This is a genomic window from Enterococcus sp. DIV1368f (assembly GCF_051712245.1).
In the GTDB taxonomy this organism is placed as follows: Bacteria; Bacillota; Bacilli; order Lactobacillales; family Enterococcaceae; genus Enterococcus; species Enterococcus faecalis.
In genome coordinates this window covers 2,575,948-2,594,202 of the sequence record NZ_JBIOON010000001.1, presented here as the reverse complement: position 1 = coordinate 2,594,202, position 18,255 = coordinate 2,575,948, and the positions used below count along the sequence as shown (strand labels likewise).

The window sequence follows — 18,255 nt, the reverse complement described above, 5'->3', positions numbered from 1 at the left end:
TTATGCGCTATCCAGTTGTGATTCACCCGAACGAACACTTAAAAATGAAGGCTCAACCTGTGACGATTATTACCGATGAAATTGTGCAGTTACTAGAGGATATGTATGAAACAATGCTGGCCCATGATGGGATTGGCTTAGCAGCCCCGCAAATTGGGAAAAATTTGCAAATGGCAGTGATTGAAATCGATGAAGAATCTGGTCGTTTTGAACTAATTAATCCTGTGATTATTGAAAAAAAAGGAACCAGTATTGATGTGGAAGGCTGTTTAAGTATTCCAGAAACATATGGAACCGTTGAACGAGCAGATGAAGTGACTGTCCGTTATTTTGACCGTGAAGGTGAAGAAATGGAAGTTACGGCTTACGGCTATTTAGCTCGAGCTTTTCAACACGAAATTGATCATTTGAATGGCGAGTTATTTATCGATAAAATGATTGAGAAAATTGCACCAGAAGATTTAGAAGCGTATATGGAGGAACATTTTGATGACTAAAATTGTATTTATGGGCACACCAGCCTTTTCTGTTCCGATTTTAGAAAGTTTAATCGAGGCAGGCTATGACGTTCAAGCGGTTGTCACGCAACCAGATCGACCAGTTGGCCGAAAAAAAGTGATTACCCCAACGCCTGTCAAAGAAGCAGCTTTAAAACATAACTTATTAGTCTTACAACCAGAGAAAATTTCAGGTTCTCCTGAAATGGAAAAAGTGATTGACTTAGCACCAGATTTAATTGTGACAGCAGCCTTTGGTCAATTTTTACCAGAGAAAATCTTAAAAGCGCCCAAACTAGGTGCGATTAATGTCCATGCCTCACTTTTACCAAAATATCGTGGCGGCGCACCTGTACATTACTCGATTATTGAAGGAGAAAAAGAAACAGGCGTCACGATTATGGAAATGGTGAAAAAAATGGATGCTGGCGCGATTTTATCGCAACGTGCAATTCCGATTACGAAACAAGACGATGTAGGCACCATGTTTGAAAAATTAAGTATTCTAGGAAAAGAACTTTTATTAGAGACGTTACCTAAGCTAATTGCTGGCGAAATTACGCCTATTCCACAAGTGGAAGAAGAGGCTACTTTTTCACCCAATATTACCCGGGAACAAGAACGAATTGACTGGCAAAAAACTGCTGAGGCAATTGATAACCAAGTGCGTGGTATGCGTCCTTGGCCAACAGCGTTCACAACCTATCAAGGGACCAACTGGAAAATTTGGGCAGTGACACCACTGACTGAAACAACAACCAGCGCCCCAGGAACGATTATCCAACGTAGTAAAAAAGCGCTATGGATTGCTTGTGGCGAAGGGACAGTCCTTCAAATTGATCGCCTGCAACCAGCAGGTAAAGGTCAATTAACGATTCAAGAATTTTTAAATGGCGTTGGTCAAAATGTCGCAGAAAAAGATAAGGTGGACTAACAAAAATGGCTGAAAAAATCCCCAAGAAATTAAAACGTTCTGTTCGATACGTTGCTTTAGAAACCATCGAACGTGTGGATAAAGGTGGGGCGTACTCCAATCTTTTACTTAATGAAATGATGACAAAATCAGAACTAAGCGAGAAAGATGGCCGCTTGTTTACAGAACTTGTCTACGGCACAATTAGTCGCAAATTATTGTTGGAATACTACTTAACACCATTTGTTAAGAAACCGCAAAAAGTCGATAATTGGGTGAAAAATTTATTGATTTTATCGTTATATCAATTACTTTATTTAGATAAAGTGCCTGATCATGCAGTCATTAATGAAGCGGTTGAAATTGGCAAACGTCGTGGCAATCCTGGGATTGGTAAATTCGTGAATGGCGTGCTGCGGGCGTTCCAACGAAATGGAGCACCTAGCTTGGCAGCAATTAGCGATCCAGTTGATCGTTTAGCAACGGAAATTAGTATGCCACGTTGGTTAACAGAAAAATTACTTGCCCAATTAGGCGAAGAAGAAACACGGCAGTTGGGTTTGTCGTTATTTGAAAAAAGCCATGCGAGTGGCCGAGTAAACACACGGTTTATTTCACGAGAAGAAGCGCTGGAAGAATTACAAGAAACAGGAATTGCCGCGAAGGAAAGTCAACTTTCCCCTTATGGTGTTGTCGCTGAAAAAGGCTACTTAGCTGGCAGTGAACTGTTTATTAACGGTTGTTTAACCATTCAAGATGAAAGCTCTATGCTCGTGGCTCCAGCGATGCAAATTGAACCGCATCATCGTGTTTTGGATGCCTGCGCGGCTCCTGGTGGTAAAACGACTCATATCGCAACTTTTTTAGAGGCTGAAGCAGGTGGTCGTGTGACTTCTTTAGATATTCATGCGCACAAAATTAAGCTAATTAATGAAAATGCGCAGCGCCTCCATGTGGCGGATGTCGTCCAAGCAGAAAAGCTTGATGCGCGACAAGTGGCCGAAGAATTTCCCGCAGAAACCTTTGATCGGATTTTAGTTGATGCGCCATGTTCAGGCTTAGGGCTGATGCGCCGTAAACCAGACATTAAATACCATAAAACAGCCAGTGATTTTCAAAATTTACCTAAAATTCAGTTAGAAATCTTAGAAAGTGTTGCCCCAACATTAAAACAATGGGGTATAATGGTCTATAGCACTTGTACTATTACGCCAGAAGAAAATCAGGAAGTAGTGGCAGCCTTTTTAGCCAAACACCCTGAATTTGAAAAAATTGAAATTGTTGCAAATGAAAACGTCCAAGCAGTAGTAAAAGAGCAAGAACTGGTTCTGTATCCCCACCAATACATGACAGATGGCTTCTTTATTTGCTGTATGCGGAAAGTTAGTTCAAATGAGGTGAAATAATTTGGAAATCAACGTTCAATCAGATGTCGGTCGCAAAAGAAATACGAACCAAGATTATGCCAACGTTTTTGAGAACCAACAACACATAACCTTTGCTGTTTTAGCAGATGGCATGGGTGGTCACCAAGCAGGTGATGTCGCTAGCCAAATGGCAGTCAATAATTTAGGTGAGAGTTGGTCCAATGCGTCTGTCGACTCAGCTGAAAAATCTGCACAGTGGTTAATTCAAGCAATTCAAAAGGAAAATGAAAAAATTTATGAACGCGGACAATCGAAACCAGAGTATTTAGGAATGGGGACAACCGTGGTTGGTGCCATCCTTTTACCGGATTCATTTGTCTTAGCAAATGTGGGGGACAGTCGTGCTTATTTAGTTCGTGACCAACACATGTTACAATTAACAGAAGATCATTCTTTAGTGAATGAACTAGTAAAATCAGGGGAGATTACTCGTGAGATGGCTGCAAATCATCCACGAAAAAATGTCCTAACACGTTCTTTGGGAATGCCTGGCACTGTCGAAGTCGATGTAACCAATCATGAATGGCTGCCTAATGACTATTTACTGTTATGTTCGGACGGCTTAACCAATATGGTTCCTGAGACAAAAATTTTAGAAATTTTAGAGACGTCAGATCCTTTAGAATCCAAATTAAGCCAACTCGTTGCTCAAGCAAATGAAGCGGGTGGTTTAGATAACATTACCGTGTTAGTGATACACTTTGACGAACAGAAGGAGGAAAACCAATGATAGAAATCGGCAAGAAGCTGAATGGTCGATATCACATTATTGGCAGCATCGGAAGCGGCGGCATGGCCAACGTCTATTTAGCACACGATTTAATTTTAGACCGAGACGTTGCAGTAAAAGTCTTGCGCTTTGACTTCCAAAACGATCAAGCCGCCATCCGACGTTTTCAGCGTGAAGCACTAGCCGCAACTGAGCTGGTTCACCCGAATATCGTCAGTGTGTACGATGTAGGCGAAGAAGATGGACTACAGTATTTAGTCATGGAATATGTGAAAGGAATGGACTTAAAACGTTACATCCAAACGCATTTCCCAATCCCTTATTCCACAGTTGTGGACATTACGCAACAAATTTTATCTGCTGTCGCAATGGCACATGAACATAGAATTATTCACCGGGATTTAAAACCGCAAAACATTCTGATTGACGAACACGGCACAGTCAAAATTACTGACTTTGGGATTGCGATTGCCTTGTCAGAAACGTCAATTACGCAAACGAACACAATGTTAGGTTCGGTGCATTACTTATCGCCAGAACAAGCGCGCGGAAGCATGGCGACCAACCAATCAGATATTTACGCTGTGGGAATTATTCTCTATGAAATGCTAACAGGGAATGTACCTTTTGATGGTGAATCAGCCGTAACGATTGCCTTAAAACATTTTCAAGAAGAAATTCCCTCTGTTAAAATGTTTGATCCAGGGATTCCTCAATCATTGGAAAATGTGGTTCGTCACGCAACCGCAAAAGACCCAAGCGATCGCTACAAAACAGCGAATGAGATGGCAGAAGACTTATACACGTCCTTGTCAGCCAGTCGTTTAAACGAACCTGCGTGGGAACCAACGGCTTTATTAGGAGAAACGAAAGTATTAACTCCGATTCCCGAAGATATCGCTGAACCGGAAGAGACAACGCCTGTCGAAGTCCCAGAAGATATCGCAGATGACATTTTAGCTGAACAACCACCGAAGAAAAACCGTAAAAAATTGTGGATTGGCTTAGCAATTGCGGCATTAATTGCTTTAGCAATAGGTGGCTTAGCCTTTGCAATGTCGGGTGGTAAAGACGTTGAAGTTCCTGATGTTACAAATGAAACGAAAGCGGACGCTTCACAAGCGCTACAAAGTGCCGGGCTGAAAGTCGATAGTGAGACCAAAAAAATTCCCGACGATAAGATTGAAGAAGGCAAGGTGGTCAAAACAGACCCCGAAGCAAAATCATCTGTGAAAAAAGGCCGATCTGTTACTTTATACATCAGCTCTGGAACAGAAAAAATTGAGATGGCCGATTATACAAACGAATCGTATGAATCTGCTGTCGAGGCCTTGAAAAAACTAGGGTTTTCAGAAGACCAAATTACAACAAAAAAAGAATACAGTGATTCTGTGTCTACAGATAACATTATTAAACAAAAACCAGCTGCAGGTAAAAAAGTTGATCCGAAAAAAGACAACGTCACTTTAACGGTCAGTAAAGGACCAGAAGCGGTTACTTTGCCTAGTTACGCCGGTTATTCTTACACAAATGCAGTAAATGCACTGGCACAATTAGGTATTTCTGAATCTCAAATTACGCGTGTCGACCAAGCAAGCGATACGGTAGAACCAGGTTTAGTCATTACGCAAGACCCCGCACCAGGTGGCACCGTGACACCTAAAAATGGCCAAGTGACATTATATGTAAGTAAAGGTAGCGACAAAGTGACACTTTCTGATTATAGCGGAATTTCTTACGATAATGCGGTAAGTCGCTTAATTGCTTTAGGTATCCCAGAATCTCAAATTAAACGAGTGGACGAAGAAAGCGACAAAGTTGAAAAAGATACCGTGATTAGTCAAGAGCCAGCTTCTGGTACCGCTGTTGATCCGAAAAATGACACGATTACTTTACATGTCAGCAAAGGCAGTGACTCAGTAACTGTTCCCGATATTTCAGGTTATTCGCCAAAAGCTGCAGAAGACAGCATCAATAACGCTGGCCTTAAAATCAATGAACAAGGATTATCTGGCTCTGGCGATGGCCAAGTCGTTGAACGAACTAGCCCATCCGCTGGCAGCAAAGTCAAAAAAGGCGACTCTGTTACGGTTTATTATTCAAAAGCAAATGATTCAAAAAGCACCACTAGTGAAAGTAGTACGAGTAATTAAGACAAGAGGTTGGGACAGGAGTATTTAGCTTCAAGAAATAAGAAGAAATTTCCGAAAGATGCTTTTCGTCTTTCGAGGAATTTCGGCTTATTTCTGAAGAAGCTGCTCCTGTCCCGCCGTTTATCTTAAGATTTAAGTCTAGGAAGGTAAGTCATTTCGACTTATGTCCTAGGCTCTTTTTAATTAATAGAATCGAGAGGCTCCCTTGATTTCTCTGCCACTATCCTGTATATTCGAAAGTAGTTAGGAGTGGTTTATCTGAAAGGTCAAATCAGAAAAGCGTTAAGCGGTTTTTATTATGTATACGCAGATGGAGAAACATATCAAACAAGAGCGCGAGGGAATTTTCGTAATCGAAAAATTACGCCACTCGTGGGAGATGAAGTACTTTTTGAAAGCGATAATTTAACAGATGGTTATGTGTTGGAAATTTTACCAAGACGAAATGAATTAGTGCGCCCGCCTGTTGCAAATGTGGATCTAGGTGTGGTTGTCATGAGTATGGTTTCGCCAAATTTTTCGTTTAATTTGTTGGATCGTTTCTTAGTCAGCTTAGAGTATAAGGATATAGAACCAGTTATTTATTTAACGAAAGTTGATCTATTAGATGAGCCGCAACGTCAAGAAGTCACTGAAATTAAACAGATTTATGAAGCGTTAGGTTATGCGGTGATCGCTTCGGAAGACGTAGAAGCCACCAAAGAATTAGAACGCTTTTTCCCAGAACGGTTGACTGTTTTTATGGGACAATCAGGCGCTGGAAAATCAACATTGTTGAATCAAATTTCACCAGAATTACAACTAGCAACTGCGGAAATTTCCCAATCTTTAGGACGGGGCAAACATACGACCCGTCACGTGGAATTGATTCCGTTATACGACGGTTTGGTTGCTGATACACCAGGATTTAGTGCCATCGATTTCTTGGAGATGGAAGCAGTGGAATTACCAAAGCAATTTCCTGAATTTGTTGCCGCGGCCTCTCACTGTAAGTTTCGTGAATGTATGCACCACAAAGAACCTGGTTGTGAAGTGAAACGCCAAGTGGAAGCGGGAACCATTGCGACGAGTCGTTACGAAAATTATTTACAGTTTTTAATGGAAATCGAGAATCGACGACCTGTTTATAAGAAAAAATCATAGCAAATATAAAGGGAGCGAGCCAAATGAAACTAGCACCATCCATTTTAAGTGCCGATTTTGCCAATTTAGAAAGAGATATCCGTTTAGTAGAAGAATTAGGAGCAGATTATATTCATGTTGATGTCATGGACGGTCAATTTGTGCCCAACATTACCTTAGGACCGAATATCGTTTCAGCGATTCGTCCAGTGACAAAACTACCATTGGATGTTCATTTGATGATTGTACAACCTGAAAATTATATCAATGCCTTTGCGGAAGCCGGTGCGGATATTATTACTGTCCATCAAGAAGCAACACCCCATATTCATCGTGCCTTACAAATGATTAAAAATGCGGGTGTGAAAGCTGGTGTAACCATCAATCCTGGGACACCACTTTCGATGATCGAAAATGTATTAGATTTGGCAGATCAAGTCTTGGTAATGACTGTCAATCCAGGCTTTGGCGGACAATCATTTATTGAAAACTCACTAGAAAAAATTGCTCAATTAAAAGAATGGAAAGAAACAAAAGGATACACCTATGAAATTGAAGTCGATGGCGGGATTGTTCCTGAAACTGCCGCACGCTGCAAAGAAGCCGGTGCAGAAGTGTTTGTTGCAGGCTCCTACATTTATAATGCTGAAAATCCTCAAGAACGAATCGATGCACTGAGAGCAGTGCTAGACAAATGAGTCGTGTCTTACTGGTAGCTGGCGGCAATCCAAGTGATTGGCCAACCATTGAACTAGCTACGTATGATTATTTCGTAGGTATTGATCGCGGCTGTCTCCATTTATTAGAGGCCGATTTACCGTTACAATTAGCGGTGGGCGATTTTGATTCATTATCACGAGAAGAATACCATTTTGTCCAAGAAACTGCCGAAACACTCATCCAAGCACCTGCTGAAAAAGATGATACAGATACACAATTAGCGCTTCAAGAAGCTTTACAACGATTTCCACAAGCAGAGATGACGATTATCGGTGCGACAGGGGGCAGAATTGACCACTTATTAGCCAATCTTTGGTTACCCTTTGAACCACGATTTCAAGGTGTACTTCGCCAAATCCGTCTATGCGATCGTCAAAATAGCATCCAGTATTACGCCCCTGGTTCGTATATCGTACCGAAAGAGCCAGATAAAGAATATCTGGCCTACTGCTGTTTGACGCCTGTAGAAAACTTGACGCTACGACGCAGTAAATATTTATTAACCAATCAAGATGTTCCTTACCCAACATCGTATGCAAGTAATGAATTTATCGAAGAAGCCGCTGCTTTTTCCTTCGATGCAGGGATGATTGCAGTTATTCAAAGTAAAGACAAGTAAAAAGAAGTTGGACCTTCATCAATGCGATGAAGGTCCAACCTCTTTTTTTATGCAATAAAAAAAGCCGAACAACGAACGTCCAGCTTTGCTTATTTAAGTTTATTAAACACGTTCGATTTTACCAGATTTCAAAGCACGAGTTGACACCCAAACTTTTTTAGGTTTACCATCGATTAATACGCGAACTTTTTGTAAGTTAGGTTTCACAGTGCGTTTTGTTGAGTTCATCGCATGTGAACGGTTATTACCACTTGAAGTCTTACGACCAGTGAAGTAACATACTTTTGCCATTTTAAGTTTCCTCCTTTGCCTTGATCTTGGAGCGATAATATTCAGCTCATACTAACTTAATTTATCATATTAGGCACTGATTTGCAAGAAGATTTTTAGTGAGAAAATAGGAATGTAAAAAATCAGTGATTTCAATTTAAAATCACTGATTTTTTACATTCCTATTTTCTCACTTTCATAGACACACTGGATAAGTATGAAGAATAAAAATATCCACTAAGAATAACTGTTGCAATGGCTAATATTGCTTTTATAGCTACAGGCTTAACGAAAATCGTCATTGCTACAAGTAGGAATAGTAAACATAGTAGTACAGTGATGTACTTCTGATTCATATAAGGAACACCTTCTTCCTTTTTATTTATACTTATGTGATAATGATTGCTATACCAACGCTAGCACCTGCTCCAGCAAGTACTCCAGCTCCCATGCACCAACCGCAATTTAGATTTTTAATTGTACATTCAGTCATTTTAATTTTCATATCGTTTCCTCCTAGTTAATTAAGTCAATGCAGCAAGACCTACACCTGCTGCAATAAGGCCTGCACCAATACCGACACCAGTCCAAAAATCAGTTCCATGTGAATTTAATGTCTTGTGATCTACCTCTACAAATTTAATTAATTTCATTATTATCTCTCCTTTATAAAAAATATTAGTTAGAATTTTTTACTACTTAAAATCGCCAAATTGGCAAAATGATGATTGGAGATGGGAAAAACCATTTCATGTTGGCTCACCTCCTAGTAGCCTAAATCTGGGCATTTCTTTTACTGAGTTAAAAAAATACAGGAATCAAAAGCGTATTAACGTTAACACCTCAATAATATTCAGGTAGTCTTTTACTTTGTTACCTGTTTTTTAACTTAAAATCCCCCTATGTTAATACTACAACTGCAGCACCAATACCAATACCTACACCTACACCATGCCAAAAGCTATTGATTACCTTGTTTTCTGTTTCCTTAAACTTAATTTTATCCATACTATTATCTCCTCTTTTCCTAAATATTTTTATTGTGCACACTTAAAGTATATGAGGTGTGAAAGAATATATATTTTTTTTCTTTAACTATGTGTTCTTTAACTTATTCGTTAGAAATTGAAGTTCTTTAAACGTTTGAGCAGTCGTAAATGTTAGAAAAGACAATAGAGACCAAAACTTAAGAAGTTAAGAGAAAATGTAAACGGGGGGTATTAGGCCATTATAATTAACCTAGTTAAATATTAAATAAAAGTGGAGTGGAAGAAATGATTGGAATAACATTAGTAGAAGAAAGCAACTATGTATTAAAAAATATTGAAGATGTAGCGCTGTCTGATATCATGAGAGAAGGTGCTTTTATAGAAGAATTGAGTACTGATACATATAATTTTGATACAAACACTTTTTTAGATTTATTGGAATACGTAGAGTTTCAAGAATATACAAACTATATTTTTGTCAATTTTTCAAAATCAAAGCGGCTGCCTAAAATTATCTCTTTTTTAAATGCATTTAGTAAGACAACGATATTTCATTATGTGTCTATAGAAGATGGAGATTCTCTAACTAAGCAGTATATTGATAGAGATAAACTGAAGTTTTATGAAAAAAAGATAGACATATCAGAACAAGTTTTAAAAAATGGTTTAATGGCACTTTTCACAGGTCTTTATCCAAGAATATTTAAAAAGAACATGATTAAACATCTTTATTTTGAACAATTGGAAGATGCAGAGAAGCTTCATCCTTCAGTATATCTAAATTGTGCAATTAATTATGGATTATATATCGATGAATTGGAAAAAAATTTTGATAGCGAAATTCCTGGTATTATCACGTTCAAAAATTCTTTACAAACTTTTAAGAAAGATATTGAATTAGAGGTACTTTCCGAAAAAAAGCTAGATAAATTGTTACAGAAATTTAAAGAAAATGGGACTGTATTCTGGAAAACAAGGAAGAGTGGGATTTATGATTATTCTCAAATATTATCACTCGGTTTAGAACGTGGTTTATTTATCTTTTCAGATGGAGTTTATTTGGATTATCAAAGAAAAAAGCAAGTATCTTCATCAATAAACTGTACATTTTCAGAAATAGAACTAGGGAAAAGCAGAATTAGTCATAAGAATAAAAAAAATGGACTTTATGAAATTTATCCATTATTAGTAAGTATTGCTGCATCAATAAAGGATGCACATCTAACCTTTATTACACCATTTAATAAATATCAATTCGATTCTATTGATTTAGGCAATTATCCCAGTGAATGGGTAGTTTTTTCTACTAGAGAGACTTATTTTGCATTACATGTACCAAGTAATCGAACATTTGAAGTTAATCAATTATTTGTAGAAATTTTTGAGGCACAAATGAAAAATTGTGTTGAATTAGCCAAAAGTAAGAATGGAGAAATCACAGATGAATTAATTAAAGAGCAGCAGGAGTTGATGTTTAGTGTATAAAGCTGAAACAGTCTTTTTTGGAACATTTAAAGAAAAACTGAGGGATGGTAAAGAAATAGATATAATAAATAATATTTATCAAGAAGTAGAATTTGCACAATACTATGAAGCAGTTGCATGTGAATCTATAAGTGGTGATATTGAATATTATCTAGATATGCTTTCTAAAAACGATCGAGTATTGGAAATTGGAACAGGAAATGGACGTGTTTTGAAGCCTTTATTGGCTCATGGGATTGATATCTACGGAATTGAGCCAGAGCAAGCGATGCTAGAATTTCTAAATGAAGAAGAAAAATCTCGTGTATATATTGGAGGTATTGAAAAACTGACTCAATTTAATCATACATCAAAGTATAGTTATATTATTATCCCTGCTACTTCTGTTTCTCTGTTTGATGAACAAATCTTTTCAAATTTTTTGTCTGAAGCAAAGAAAGTGTTAAATAGTAAAGGTAAGATTATTTTTGATTTTATTAATCCAGAGCAGATAAAAAAATTAGATGGAGTGGTTTCTATTGATAAGATTAGCGATCAATTATTTATATCAGGAAACTTTGTCCAAGGAAAAAAGTTCATCTATAACATTTACACAAAAACAGCTAAGGGAAGTAGAAAGTTAGGTTATTCAATAAAGAATATTTACACCATTGATCAAGTAAATCATTTAGGTGAACAATTAGGCTATACGTCAAGAATCATAAAAAAACAACCTGATTATATTATGATGGAGGTGCAAAAAAATGAAATATAATTATCTAGTCCCGATAGGTGATATTACAAAAGTGAATGAACATAAAACTACTATTGTTCGAGCTGAAGAGGAGTATGTATTTGATGAAGAGCAGAAGAGATTTGTGGATTTAAGAAGTGGATTATGGAATACAAATTTAGGCTATAAAAAAGAATTGTATGAGATAATCAGTCAACGATTCACTGAACAACTATCAAAGAGCTTAACTTATCTAGATATTCATTCTTTTCATCATCCAGTTTATCAAGAATATGCTAAAAAACTTGCAACATTTGCCGATAAAGAAGGATTCTATGAACAGGTTATTTATACAAACAGTGGGTCTGAATGTACCGAGCTGGCATTAAAACTATCGCGTCAAATAAATAAAAGCAATCAAAAGATACTAGCCTTTTCTCAAGGGTATCATGGTACTTTTTGGGGAGGGATGTCAATCAGTGGGTTAGATCAAGAAGTAACAGACATTTATTCACCTAAACTGAGTAATATGGAATTTATAAAATCTCCGGAGAATGATATAGAGGAGAAGAATTTTTTTAAGCATATTGAATATCATCACCATGAATATAGTGCAATGATTATTGAACCTGTTTTGGGCTCTGCAGGTATAAAAATGCCTTCAATTCGATTCTTGAATAAATTAGGAAGTTTACTAAAAAAATACGGTATAATAGTTATTTTTGATGAAGTGGCAACTGGTTTTTATCGGACCGGAAAACCATTTTATTTTCATTATTTAGATTTTAAACCAGATATTATAAATCTCAGTAAAGGAATAAATAATGGTATGTTACCGTTTGGGGTTGTTTTGTTATCAAATGATATTGTTTGTGAATTGAAAAAAGAAAAATTAGAACATTTTTCGACGCAGAATGGTAATTTACTTGGTGTGATCAGTGCATATGAAACTTTAAATTATTATCGACAACATGAAGTAGAAATTGTGCAAAATATCCAAAATTTAAATGAACTTATTTTAACAGAGTTAAATGTATATGGTATTTCTGTTAGAGGAATAGGTTGTATGTTTGCAATACCAATAGATGACAAACAAGCACTACCTTTAATTATTCAGTCATTAAAACAGACAGGGATATTATGTTATCAATATTTTAATTCTGCTGAAGACAATGGATTGACATTGATGCCATCATTTTATACAAACTATCAAAAGATGTTACAAATAATAAGGCGTATAGCTAAAGTGGTGAACGCGTATGCTTGATGTACGTTATTTGAAAGTAAATCAAGTTCTTTTTGAGTATATAGAATGTGATGAAGTTGTCTATATCTATAATACAAATAATGAACGAATGGTCCAATCAACAATTGATATGATTAATTATTTAAAAGAATATAAATCGGGAGATAGTACGAATGATCCAGCAATTGACAATTTTATTTTTGGTTCAGGAAAAAGAAAGTTATTAGATATTAAGTTGAAAGGTTTTTCTATATCCAAATCATTTTTTTTAGTTTTTTTTAAATTTATGGATGCGACGATTATAACAAAGATACGTTTTGCTTTCACTCTAATAGGTGTGATTCTTTTGCCATTTTTTTTTCAAAAAGAACTTATAGTTTATTTTACTGAGATGAGGCGAGTGGATTGGAGGACACTGGTAGTTGTGTATGTTGGTCAATTGATAATCACTATGATTCATGAGCTGGGACACTATTACTATTATCAAAAATATATCAGTTCGAATCAGTTTCGCTTTGGTTTTTTGTTAAGATATTTTTTCTTATTTATGTTTTATACGAATGTGAATTTTATTGAACAACTATCAAAGAAAAAGCAATTAAAAATTATGATAGGTGGTATTCAGATTCAGATGATGATCAGCGGAATTCTTTGTTTGATAATGTTGGTTAATTCTTCACGTATATTAATACTGCTCTTTTTTTTAAATAGCTTTAATATTTTGATTAACTTACTACCTTTTATAAAAACAGATGGATATTGGATTGTTAATTTATTGATTGATTCACAAGACTATATGAGTTCTTTTAAATCATGGATCAAAAAAGAGAAAAAAGACATTATGCTAGTAGAAATTTTATTATCTTTAGCAAATATTGTTATTATTTTTTTTATTATCTTGATGGGAGCCATACAGCTGATACAGTTTTTCTTTTAAGAGAATACGAAGGAGAGTAAGTATGAAAAATTTATTAGTTGTGGGATCTGCTGGATATTTAGGTAGGTCTTACATAGAAAAAAATAAAGAAAAATATAATTTTTGGGGAATAGATAAAGTCAAGAATACTAGTTGTCCAGATTTTATTAAGCAAGAATTTATTGCAGATGTAACAGATTTAAACAACATTCGAAAAATAAGAAAAAAACTTGAATGCGAGAGGATAAAATTAGATAGTCTATTATTTTCAGTAGGGATTAATCCTTTTCAAAGTTTTTATAGTATTGATGAAGAAATATGGGATTACACATTTTCTGTAAATCTAAAGTCTATTGTATTCATGATTAAAGAACTGTATCCATTATTTAAAGAACAAGTAGCTATCGTTCTGATTGGTTCTCAAAATGGTGTGGTTGGGCATGAACAGAGAATAGATTACGGTCCATCTAAAGCGGCGTTGATTCAATTAGCTAAAAATTTAACTTTGGATTTTGAGAAGGATCAGGAAAAAGATATTAAAGTTAATGTTGTTTCCCCATCATATATTCTAAATCAAAGTAATAAGCAGTTATTAACAGAATCTTTTGAAGGAAAGAAATTGCTAAAAAAAATTCCACTAAAGAAATTTGTTCAACTGGAAGATGTTGTTGAAGCCATTGATTTTCTGTTATCAGATCGCAGTAAAGCAATTAGAGGTCAAAACATTATCGTGGATTATGGTTACACCATTGTTTAACAGGAAGAGGGAAAATATGAGCTTAGAAATCAAAAAGTTGAAAAAGAAAATGAATGAGCAGGAAATTATTAAAGGAATCAATTTGACTATTCCAGAAGGCGAAATTTATGGCTTCTTAGGCGCAAACGGTGCAGGTAAAACTACTATTTTCCGCCATATTTTAGGCATCTACTCTCCTGATGAAGGGGAAATAACATGGCAGGGACGTAAAGTTGATCGCTTTGATGCTAAAGAAGTCGGTTATCTTCCAGAAGAGCGTGGACTATATCCGAAAAGAACGGTGAGACAACAATTAACTTTCTTTGGGAAGCTCCGTAAAATGAAAAAGAAAGAAATTGAAAAAAGTATCCTCTTTTGGCTGGATTTTTTTAAGATACAAAAGAACGTAGATCGAAAAATTAGTGAATTGTCAAAAGGGAATCAACAAAAGATTCAATTTATTGCGTCGATCATTCATGGACCCAAGCTTGTCATTTTGGATGAACCATTCTCTGGGCTAGACCCGATTAATGCGAATCAACTAAAAGAAGCAATTCTTTTTTTGAAGGAAAATAGTGCTACGATAATTTTCAGCTCTCATCAAATGGCAAACGTAGAAGAAATCTGTGAAAACATTTGTATGATGAAAAAGGGTGAGGTTCTTTTAGAAGGAAATTTAAAAGAAATCAAAGATGAAACGGATAAAAGAAAAGTGATTGTTCAGGCTGATTTTGACAGAGAAATATTAAAGCAAGATTTTGAAATAGAATCGTATAAAGAAGAAAATGATGTTATTTCTTTTTATGTAAAAGATGAATGTACTGCGAAGAAAATTCAAAAATTTATTTTTCAATCAGAAAATATTCAGCAATTCAGAATTGAGCCAATTTCGTTAAATGATATTTTTCTAGAAAGAGTGGGTGAGTAAAGTGAAAAATATAGTGACGATTGCTTTAGAAACATACAAACAAAAAGTCGTGTCAAAAGTGTTTGTTATTATACTGTTGGTTTTGATGGTAGGGACATTTTTGGGAATGAATTATGAAGGGATTCTAAAAAAAGAGGAACCAAGTAAAGAAACCATCCTTGTTGTTTCAAATAATCAAGAGACTGTTACTATGCTGAAAGAAGTTGGTAAAGGTACCAATCTGAACTTTGTTGACGGCGGTCAAAAGTTATCAGATGCTGAGAAAGAGCTGAAAGATAGAGCGAGTAAAACCATTTTGAAAATTGAAAAAAGTAGCACTGGTCTATACGAAGGAAAAATTTATTACGAAGGAGCTCTCCAATATAATGTGTCTGAACAATTACAAAGTCTTGTAACCACTGTAAATCAATCGATTAAATTAAATCAATTAAATATTGATGCGGCGCAACAACAGTTTTTGAATGAAAGCACACGTTTATCCTTAGAATCTTTAGCTGGAAATCAAGATAATTCGGTTCAAACATTAATACTAGTTTATATTGTTGGTTTTATTCTCTACATTGCAGTTATGCTCTTTTCTACAATGGTTGCCCAAGACATTGCGGTGGAAAAGAGTTCAAGAGTTATGGAAATTTTACTCACAACAATTACACCAGTTCAGCATTTAATTGGTAAAATTGTTGGCATTGGGCTAGTTGGGATAACGCAAGCAGCAGCAATTTTTGGGGCTGCGTATGCATCTTATGGAATTTTTGGAGATAGTACAGGAGTATTTGACTTTTTGAGTGAAGGCAAAAATAGTCAAGCAATCATCTTAGCTGTCATATGTTTCATTTTAGGTTATTTGCTATATTCTGTTACGGCTGCTATTTTAGGTTCTGTTGTTTCCTCTGTTCAGGAAGTTCAACAGTTGATGTATATTTTGATTATTCCTTTATTTATTGCGATGTTTATGGTAATGATTCTTGCAACTGGATTAGGAAGTAACCAAGCGACTATCATTTCATCTTATATACCGTATCTATCACCGATAGTCATGTACGCACGTTATATGCTGGGGGATGCATCGTTAAATGCTTTTGCAATAGCGATGGGAATTAATCTGGTCTTTACTATGATTTTAGCGTTTCTAGGGAAGAGTGTTTATCAAGGGGGCGTGTTTATTTATAGTGGAGATAAACTTATAAATGTTTTCAAAAAAGCGTTTAAATCTGGGAAATATTATGTTAGATGAGTATAAAAAATCTTGTCGCAACTCTCATGTATAAAACATTTATTTTGATAAATAAAAAAGTAATTGAAATTGTACACTCAGTATAGCGAGTGTACAATTTTTGTTTATAGCGTAATAGTCGGGCACTGAAAACTAATTTTTCTCAGTTTCACTTTTAAAGAAAGCTTGAATTGTCTTTTATTAGAGTATATACTTTTTTTATTAACTGAAATATAAGGAGGTTTTAATTTGGAGAGATTTCTTTTTATTCTAAGTAATATCACGGCAGTGTTTCAAGTGTTCTTTAATTATCTAAAGTCAAAAGTAGTAAAGCTTAATAAAAAAATTACTTTACATAGTATTTTCGGCTTGATGGTTATCGCAATTTTGAATGGTAAAATAATTTCTGCTATAGGAATGTATGGATTTGCTTGGATTTATTTGAGTATAATAATTTTAGGTTATTTTTTTATCTCTAAAAGCCTTATTAAAGTTTTAGGTATAAATTCTTATATCGTCATTATTTCAGCTATAAGTGGTCAGTTTGTATCCTTTATAAAGGAAAAAATATTTGGCACAGAACTAATTTTTTCAAGTAATTTAACTATGTTTTTACACAGTACATTTCGGCTAGCACTATCAGTAATTCTGACGATATTAATGATAAAGGGGATAAAAAAAATAGAAAAAAAGTTTTCTATTATCAATGAGTGTCTTCTGCTGTTTAATTTGATAGGAATCGGCACAATGATTATCTACTATACCAGTCTGATTTTAGGAAAATATCTGGGGAATAACAAGGAAATAATTGTAGTAAATTCAATCTTTCTCACGCTCTATTTAGTCGTTTCATTAATTTCTTTTATTGTGTATCTTAGTTCGCTCAAAAATAAATATGATCTTCAACAGAAGGAAAGAGAATATTTAGAAAATCAGAGATATATGGAGGCAATGGAGAAACAATTCAAGGAGATTCGGAAGTTTCGGCATGATTATAAAAATATCCTAAATTCATTAGAAGATTTTATTGTAAGTGGAGATTACGAGAGTCTTAATGACTATTATTTCAGTAAAATAAAGAAAGCATCAAAATGCATTGACCAAAATGGGTTCAAGTTAGAAGCGATTGGAAACATTCGAGTAAGAGAAGTTAAAAGTCTCCTTGTGTCTAAGTTGATTTCAACGCAAGAAAAAGGAATGGATGTACAGTTAGAAGTGACTGAACCAATTGAAGAATTAGCCATTGACTCAATTTCTTTGGTTAGAATACTAGGTATTTTTTTAGATAACTCTATAGAAGAAATCGAATTTTTAGGTGAGGGTAAGCTTGTAATCGCTGTATATAAAGATGCCTCTGCTGTACATATTATTATCCAAAATTCATGTAGGAAAAATTTACCAAAATTCCATCTACTTAAGCAACGCGGTTTTTCATTAAAGGGCACTGATAGAGGAATGGGATTGAGTAATGTTCAAGAATTGCTTCAATCCCTAAATAATGTTCAACTAGCTACCTCCATCAGTGATGGATGGTTTACTCAAAAATTGACGATTGAAAACAATAGGAGGTGCGAATAAG

Annotated in this window: 18 protein-coding genes; 16 read left to right on the top strand and 2 right to left on the bottom strand. The window is 35.4% G+C overall.

Annotated features, from left to right (window positions below; all coding sequences use genetic code 11):
* Window positions 1-2 precede the first annotated feature (2 nt).
* The 8 genes from def (at window position 3) to IGL07_RS12600 (ending at window position 8,181) form a co-directional block, all read left to right on the top strand.
* Window positions 3-497, top strand: a complete 495-nt coding sequence (def, locus tag IGL07_RS12635; RefSeq protein ID WP_002371656.1) for a peptide deformylase — start codon at window positions 3-5, stop codon at window positions 495-497.
* Window positions 490-1,431, top strand: coding sequence for a methionyl-tRNA formyltransferase (gene fmt, locus IGL07_RS12630; protein WP_002365369.1), 942 nt, complete (start codon window positions 490-492; stop codon window positions 1,429-1,431). Before def ends, fmt begins: the two co-directional genes overlap by 8 nt.
* A 5-nt stretch (window positions 1,432-1,436) precedes the next feature.
* Entirely contained in the window at window positions 1,437-2,816 is a 1,380-nt protein-coding gene (gene rsmB / locus IGL07_RS12625; RefSeq protein ID WP_033625858.1) for a 16S rRNA (cytosine(967)-C(5))-methyltransferase RsmB, read from the top strand.
* A 1-nt stretch (window position 2,817) separates the two neighbouring features.
* Window positions 2,818-3,567, top strand: coding sequence for a Stp1/IreP family PP2C-type Ser/Thr phosphatase (locus IGL07_RS12620; RefSeq protein ID WP_002354922.1), 750 nt, complete (start codon window positions 2,818-2,820; stop codon window positions 3,565-3,567).
* Window positions 3,564-5,720, top strand: a complete 2,157-nt coding sequence (gene ireK, locus IGL07_RS12615) for a serine/threonine protein kinase IreK (RefSeq protein WP_195526210.1) — start codon at window positions 3,564-3,566, stop codon at window positions 5,718-5,720. Before IGL07_RS12620 ends, ireK begins: the two co-directional genes overlap by 4 nt.
* A 249-nt stretch (window positions 5,721-5,969) precedes the next feature.
* The gene (rsgA, locus tag IGL07_RS12610; protein ID WP_002359046.1) at window positions 5,970-6,863 is read left to right on the top strand and encodes a ribosome small subunit-dependent GTPase A; all 894 of its coding nucleotides are present in this window, start codon (window positions 5,970-5,972) and stop codon (window positions 6,861-6,863) included.
* Window positions 6,864-6,886: 23 nt separating this feature from the next.
* The gene (gene rpe, locus IGL07_RS12605; protein ID WP_002354925.1) at window positions 6,887-7,540 is read left to right on the top strand and encodes a ribulose-phosphate 3-epimerase; all 654 of its coding nucleotides are present in this window, start codon (window positions 6,887-6,889) and stop codon (window positions 7,538-7,540) included.
* Entirely contained in the window at window positions 7,537-8,181 is a 645-nt protein-coding gene (locus tag IGL07_RS12600) for a thiamine diphosphokinase (protein ID WP_010817701.1), read from the top strand. The genes rpe and IGL07_RS12600 overlap by 4 nt, the downstream gene beginning before the upstream one ends.
* Before the next feature lie 102 nt (window positions 8,182-8,283).
* On the opposite strand, the gene rpmB is transcribed toward IGL07_RS12600, so the two are convergent.
* Both rpmB and IGL07_RS12590 read right to left on the bottom strand, forming a co-directional pair.
* Window positions 8,284-8,472: a 50S ribosomal protein L28 gene (gene rpmB / locus IGL07_RS12595; protein WP_002354928.1), complete on the bottom strand. Its 189-nt coding sequence runs from the start codon at window positions 8,470-8,472 to the stop codon at window positions 8,284-8,286.
* A gap of 503 nt (window positions 8,473-8,975) precedes the next feature.
* The gene (locus tag IGL07_RS12590; protein ID WP_002386259.1) at window positions 8,976-9,104 is read right to left on the bottom strand and encodes a hypothetical protein; all 129 of its coding nucleotides are present in this window, start codon (window positions 9,102-9,104) and stop codon (window positions 8,976-8,978) included.
* A gap of 621 nt (window positions 9,105-9,725) precedes the next feature.
* Between IGL07_RS12590 and IGL07_RS12585 the strand changes: the two genes are divergently transcribed.
* The 8 genes from IGL07_RS12585 (at window position 9,726) to IGL07_RS12550 (ending at window position 18,254) form a co-directional block, all read left to right on the top strand.
* The gene (locus IGL07_RS12585; protein ID WP_010817698.1) at window positions 9,726-10,925 is read left to right on the top strand and encodes a hypothetical protein; all 1,200 of its coding nucleotides are present in this window, start codon (window positions 9,726-9,728) and stop codon (window positions 10,923-10,925) included.
* Window positions 10,918-11,679 (top strand): class I SAM-dependent methyltransferase, encoded by a 762-nt coding sequence (locus IGL07_RS12580; protein ID WP_002375552.1) that lies wholly within the window; start codon window positions 10,918-10,920, stop codon window positions 11,677-11,679. Before IGL07_RS12585 ends, IGL07_RS12580 begins: the two co-directional genes overlap by 8 nt.
* Window positions 11,669-12,904, top strand: coding sequence for an aminotransferase class III-fold pyridoxal phosphate-dependent enzyme (locus tag IGL07_RS12575; RefSeq protein WP_002375553.1), 1,236 nt, complete (start codon window positions 11,669-11,671; stop codon window positions 12,902-12,904). The genes IGL07_RS12580 and IGL07_RS12575 overlap by 11 nt, the downstream gene beginning before the upstream one ends.
* Window positions 12,897-13,820, top strand: coding sequence for a hypothetical protein (locus IGL07_RS12570; protein WP_002375554.1), 924 nt, complete (start codon window positions 12,897-12,899; stop codon window positions 13,818-13,820). The genes IGL07_RS12575 and IGL07_RS12570 overlap by 8 nt, the downstream gene beginning before the upstream one ends.
* Before the next feature lie 22 nt (window positions 13,821-13,842).
* Window positions 13,843-14,556 carry an SDR family oxidoreductase gene (locus IGL07_RS12565; protein ID WP_002375555.1) on the top strand — a complete coding sequence of 238 codons (714 nt, stop codon included), beginning with the start codon at window positions 13,843-13,845 and terminating at the stop codon, window positions 14,554-14,556.
* A 16-nt stretch (window positions 14,557-14,572) separates the two neighbouring features.
* Window positions 14,573-15,463: an ABC transporter ATP-binding protein gene (locus IGL07_RS12560; protein ID WP_002370094.1), complete on the top strand. Its 891-nt coding sequence runs from the start codon at window positions 14,573-14,575 to the stop codon at window positions 15,461-15,463.
* Complete coding sequence (locus tag IGL07_RS12555) at window positions 15,456-16,697, top strand: ABC transporter permease (RefSeq protein ID WP_075575545.1); 1,242 nt, start codon at window positions 15,456-15,458, stop codon at window positions 16,695-16,697. Before IGL07_RS12560 ends, IGL07_RS12555 begins: the two co-directional genes overlap by 8 nt.
* A 228-nt stretch (window positions 16,698-16,925) precedes the next feature.
* On the top strand, window positions 16,926-18,254 hold the full coding sequence (locus IGL07_RS12550) for a sensor histidine kinase (RefSeq protein ID WP_010817696.1): 1,329 nt from the start codon (window positions 16,926-16,928) through the stop codon (window positions 18,252-18,254).
* The last annotated feature ends 1 nt before the right edge of the window (window position 18,255 follow it).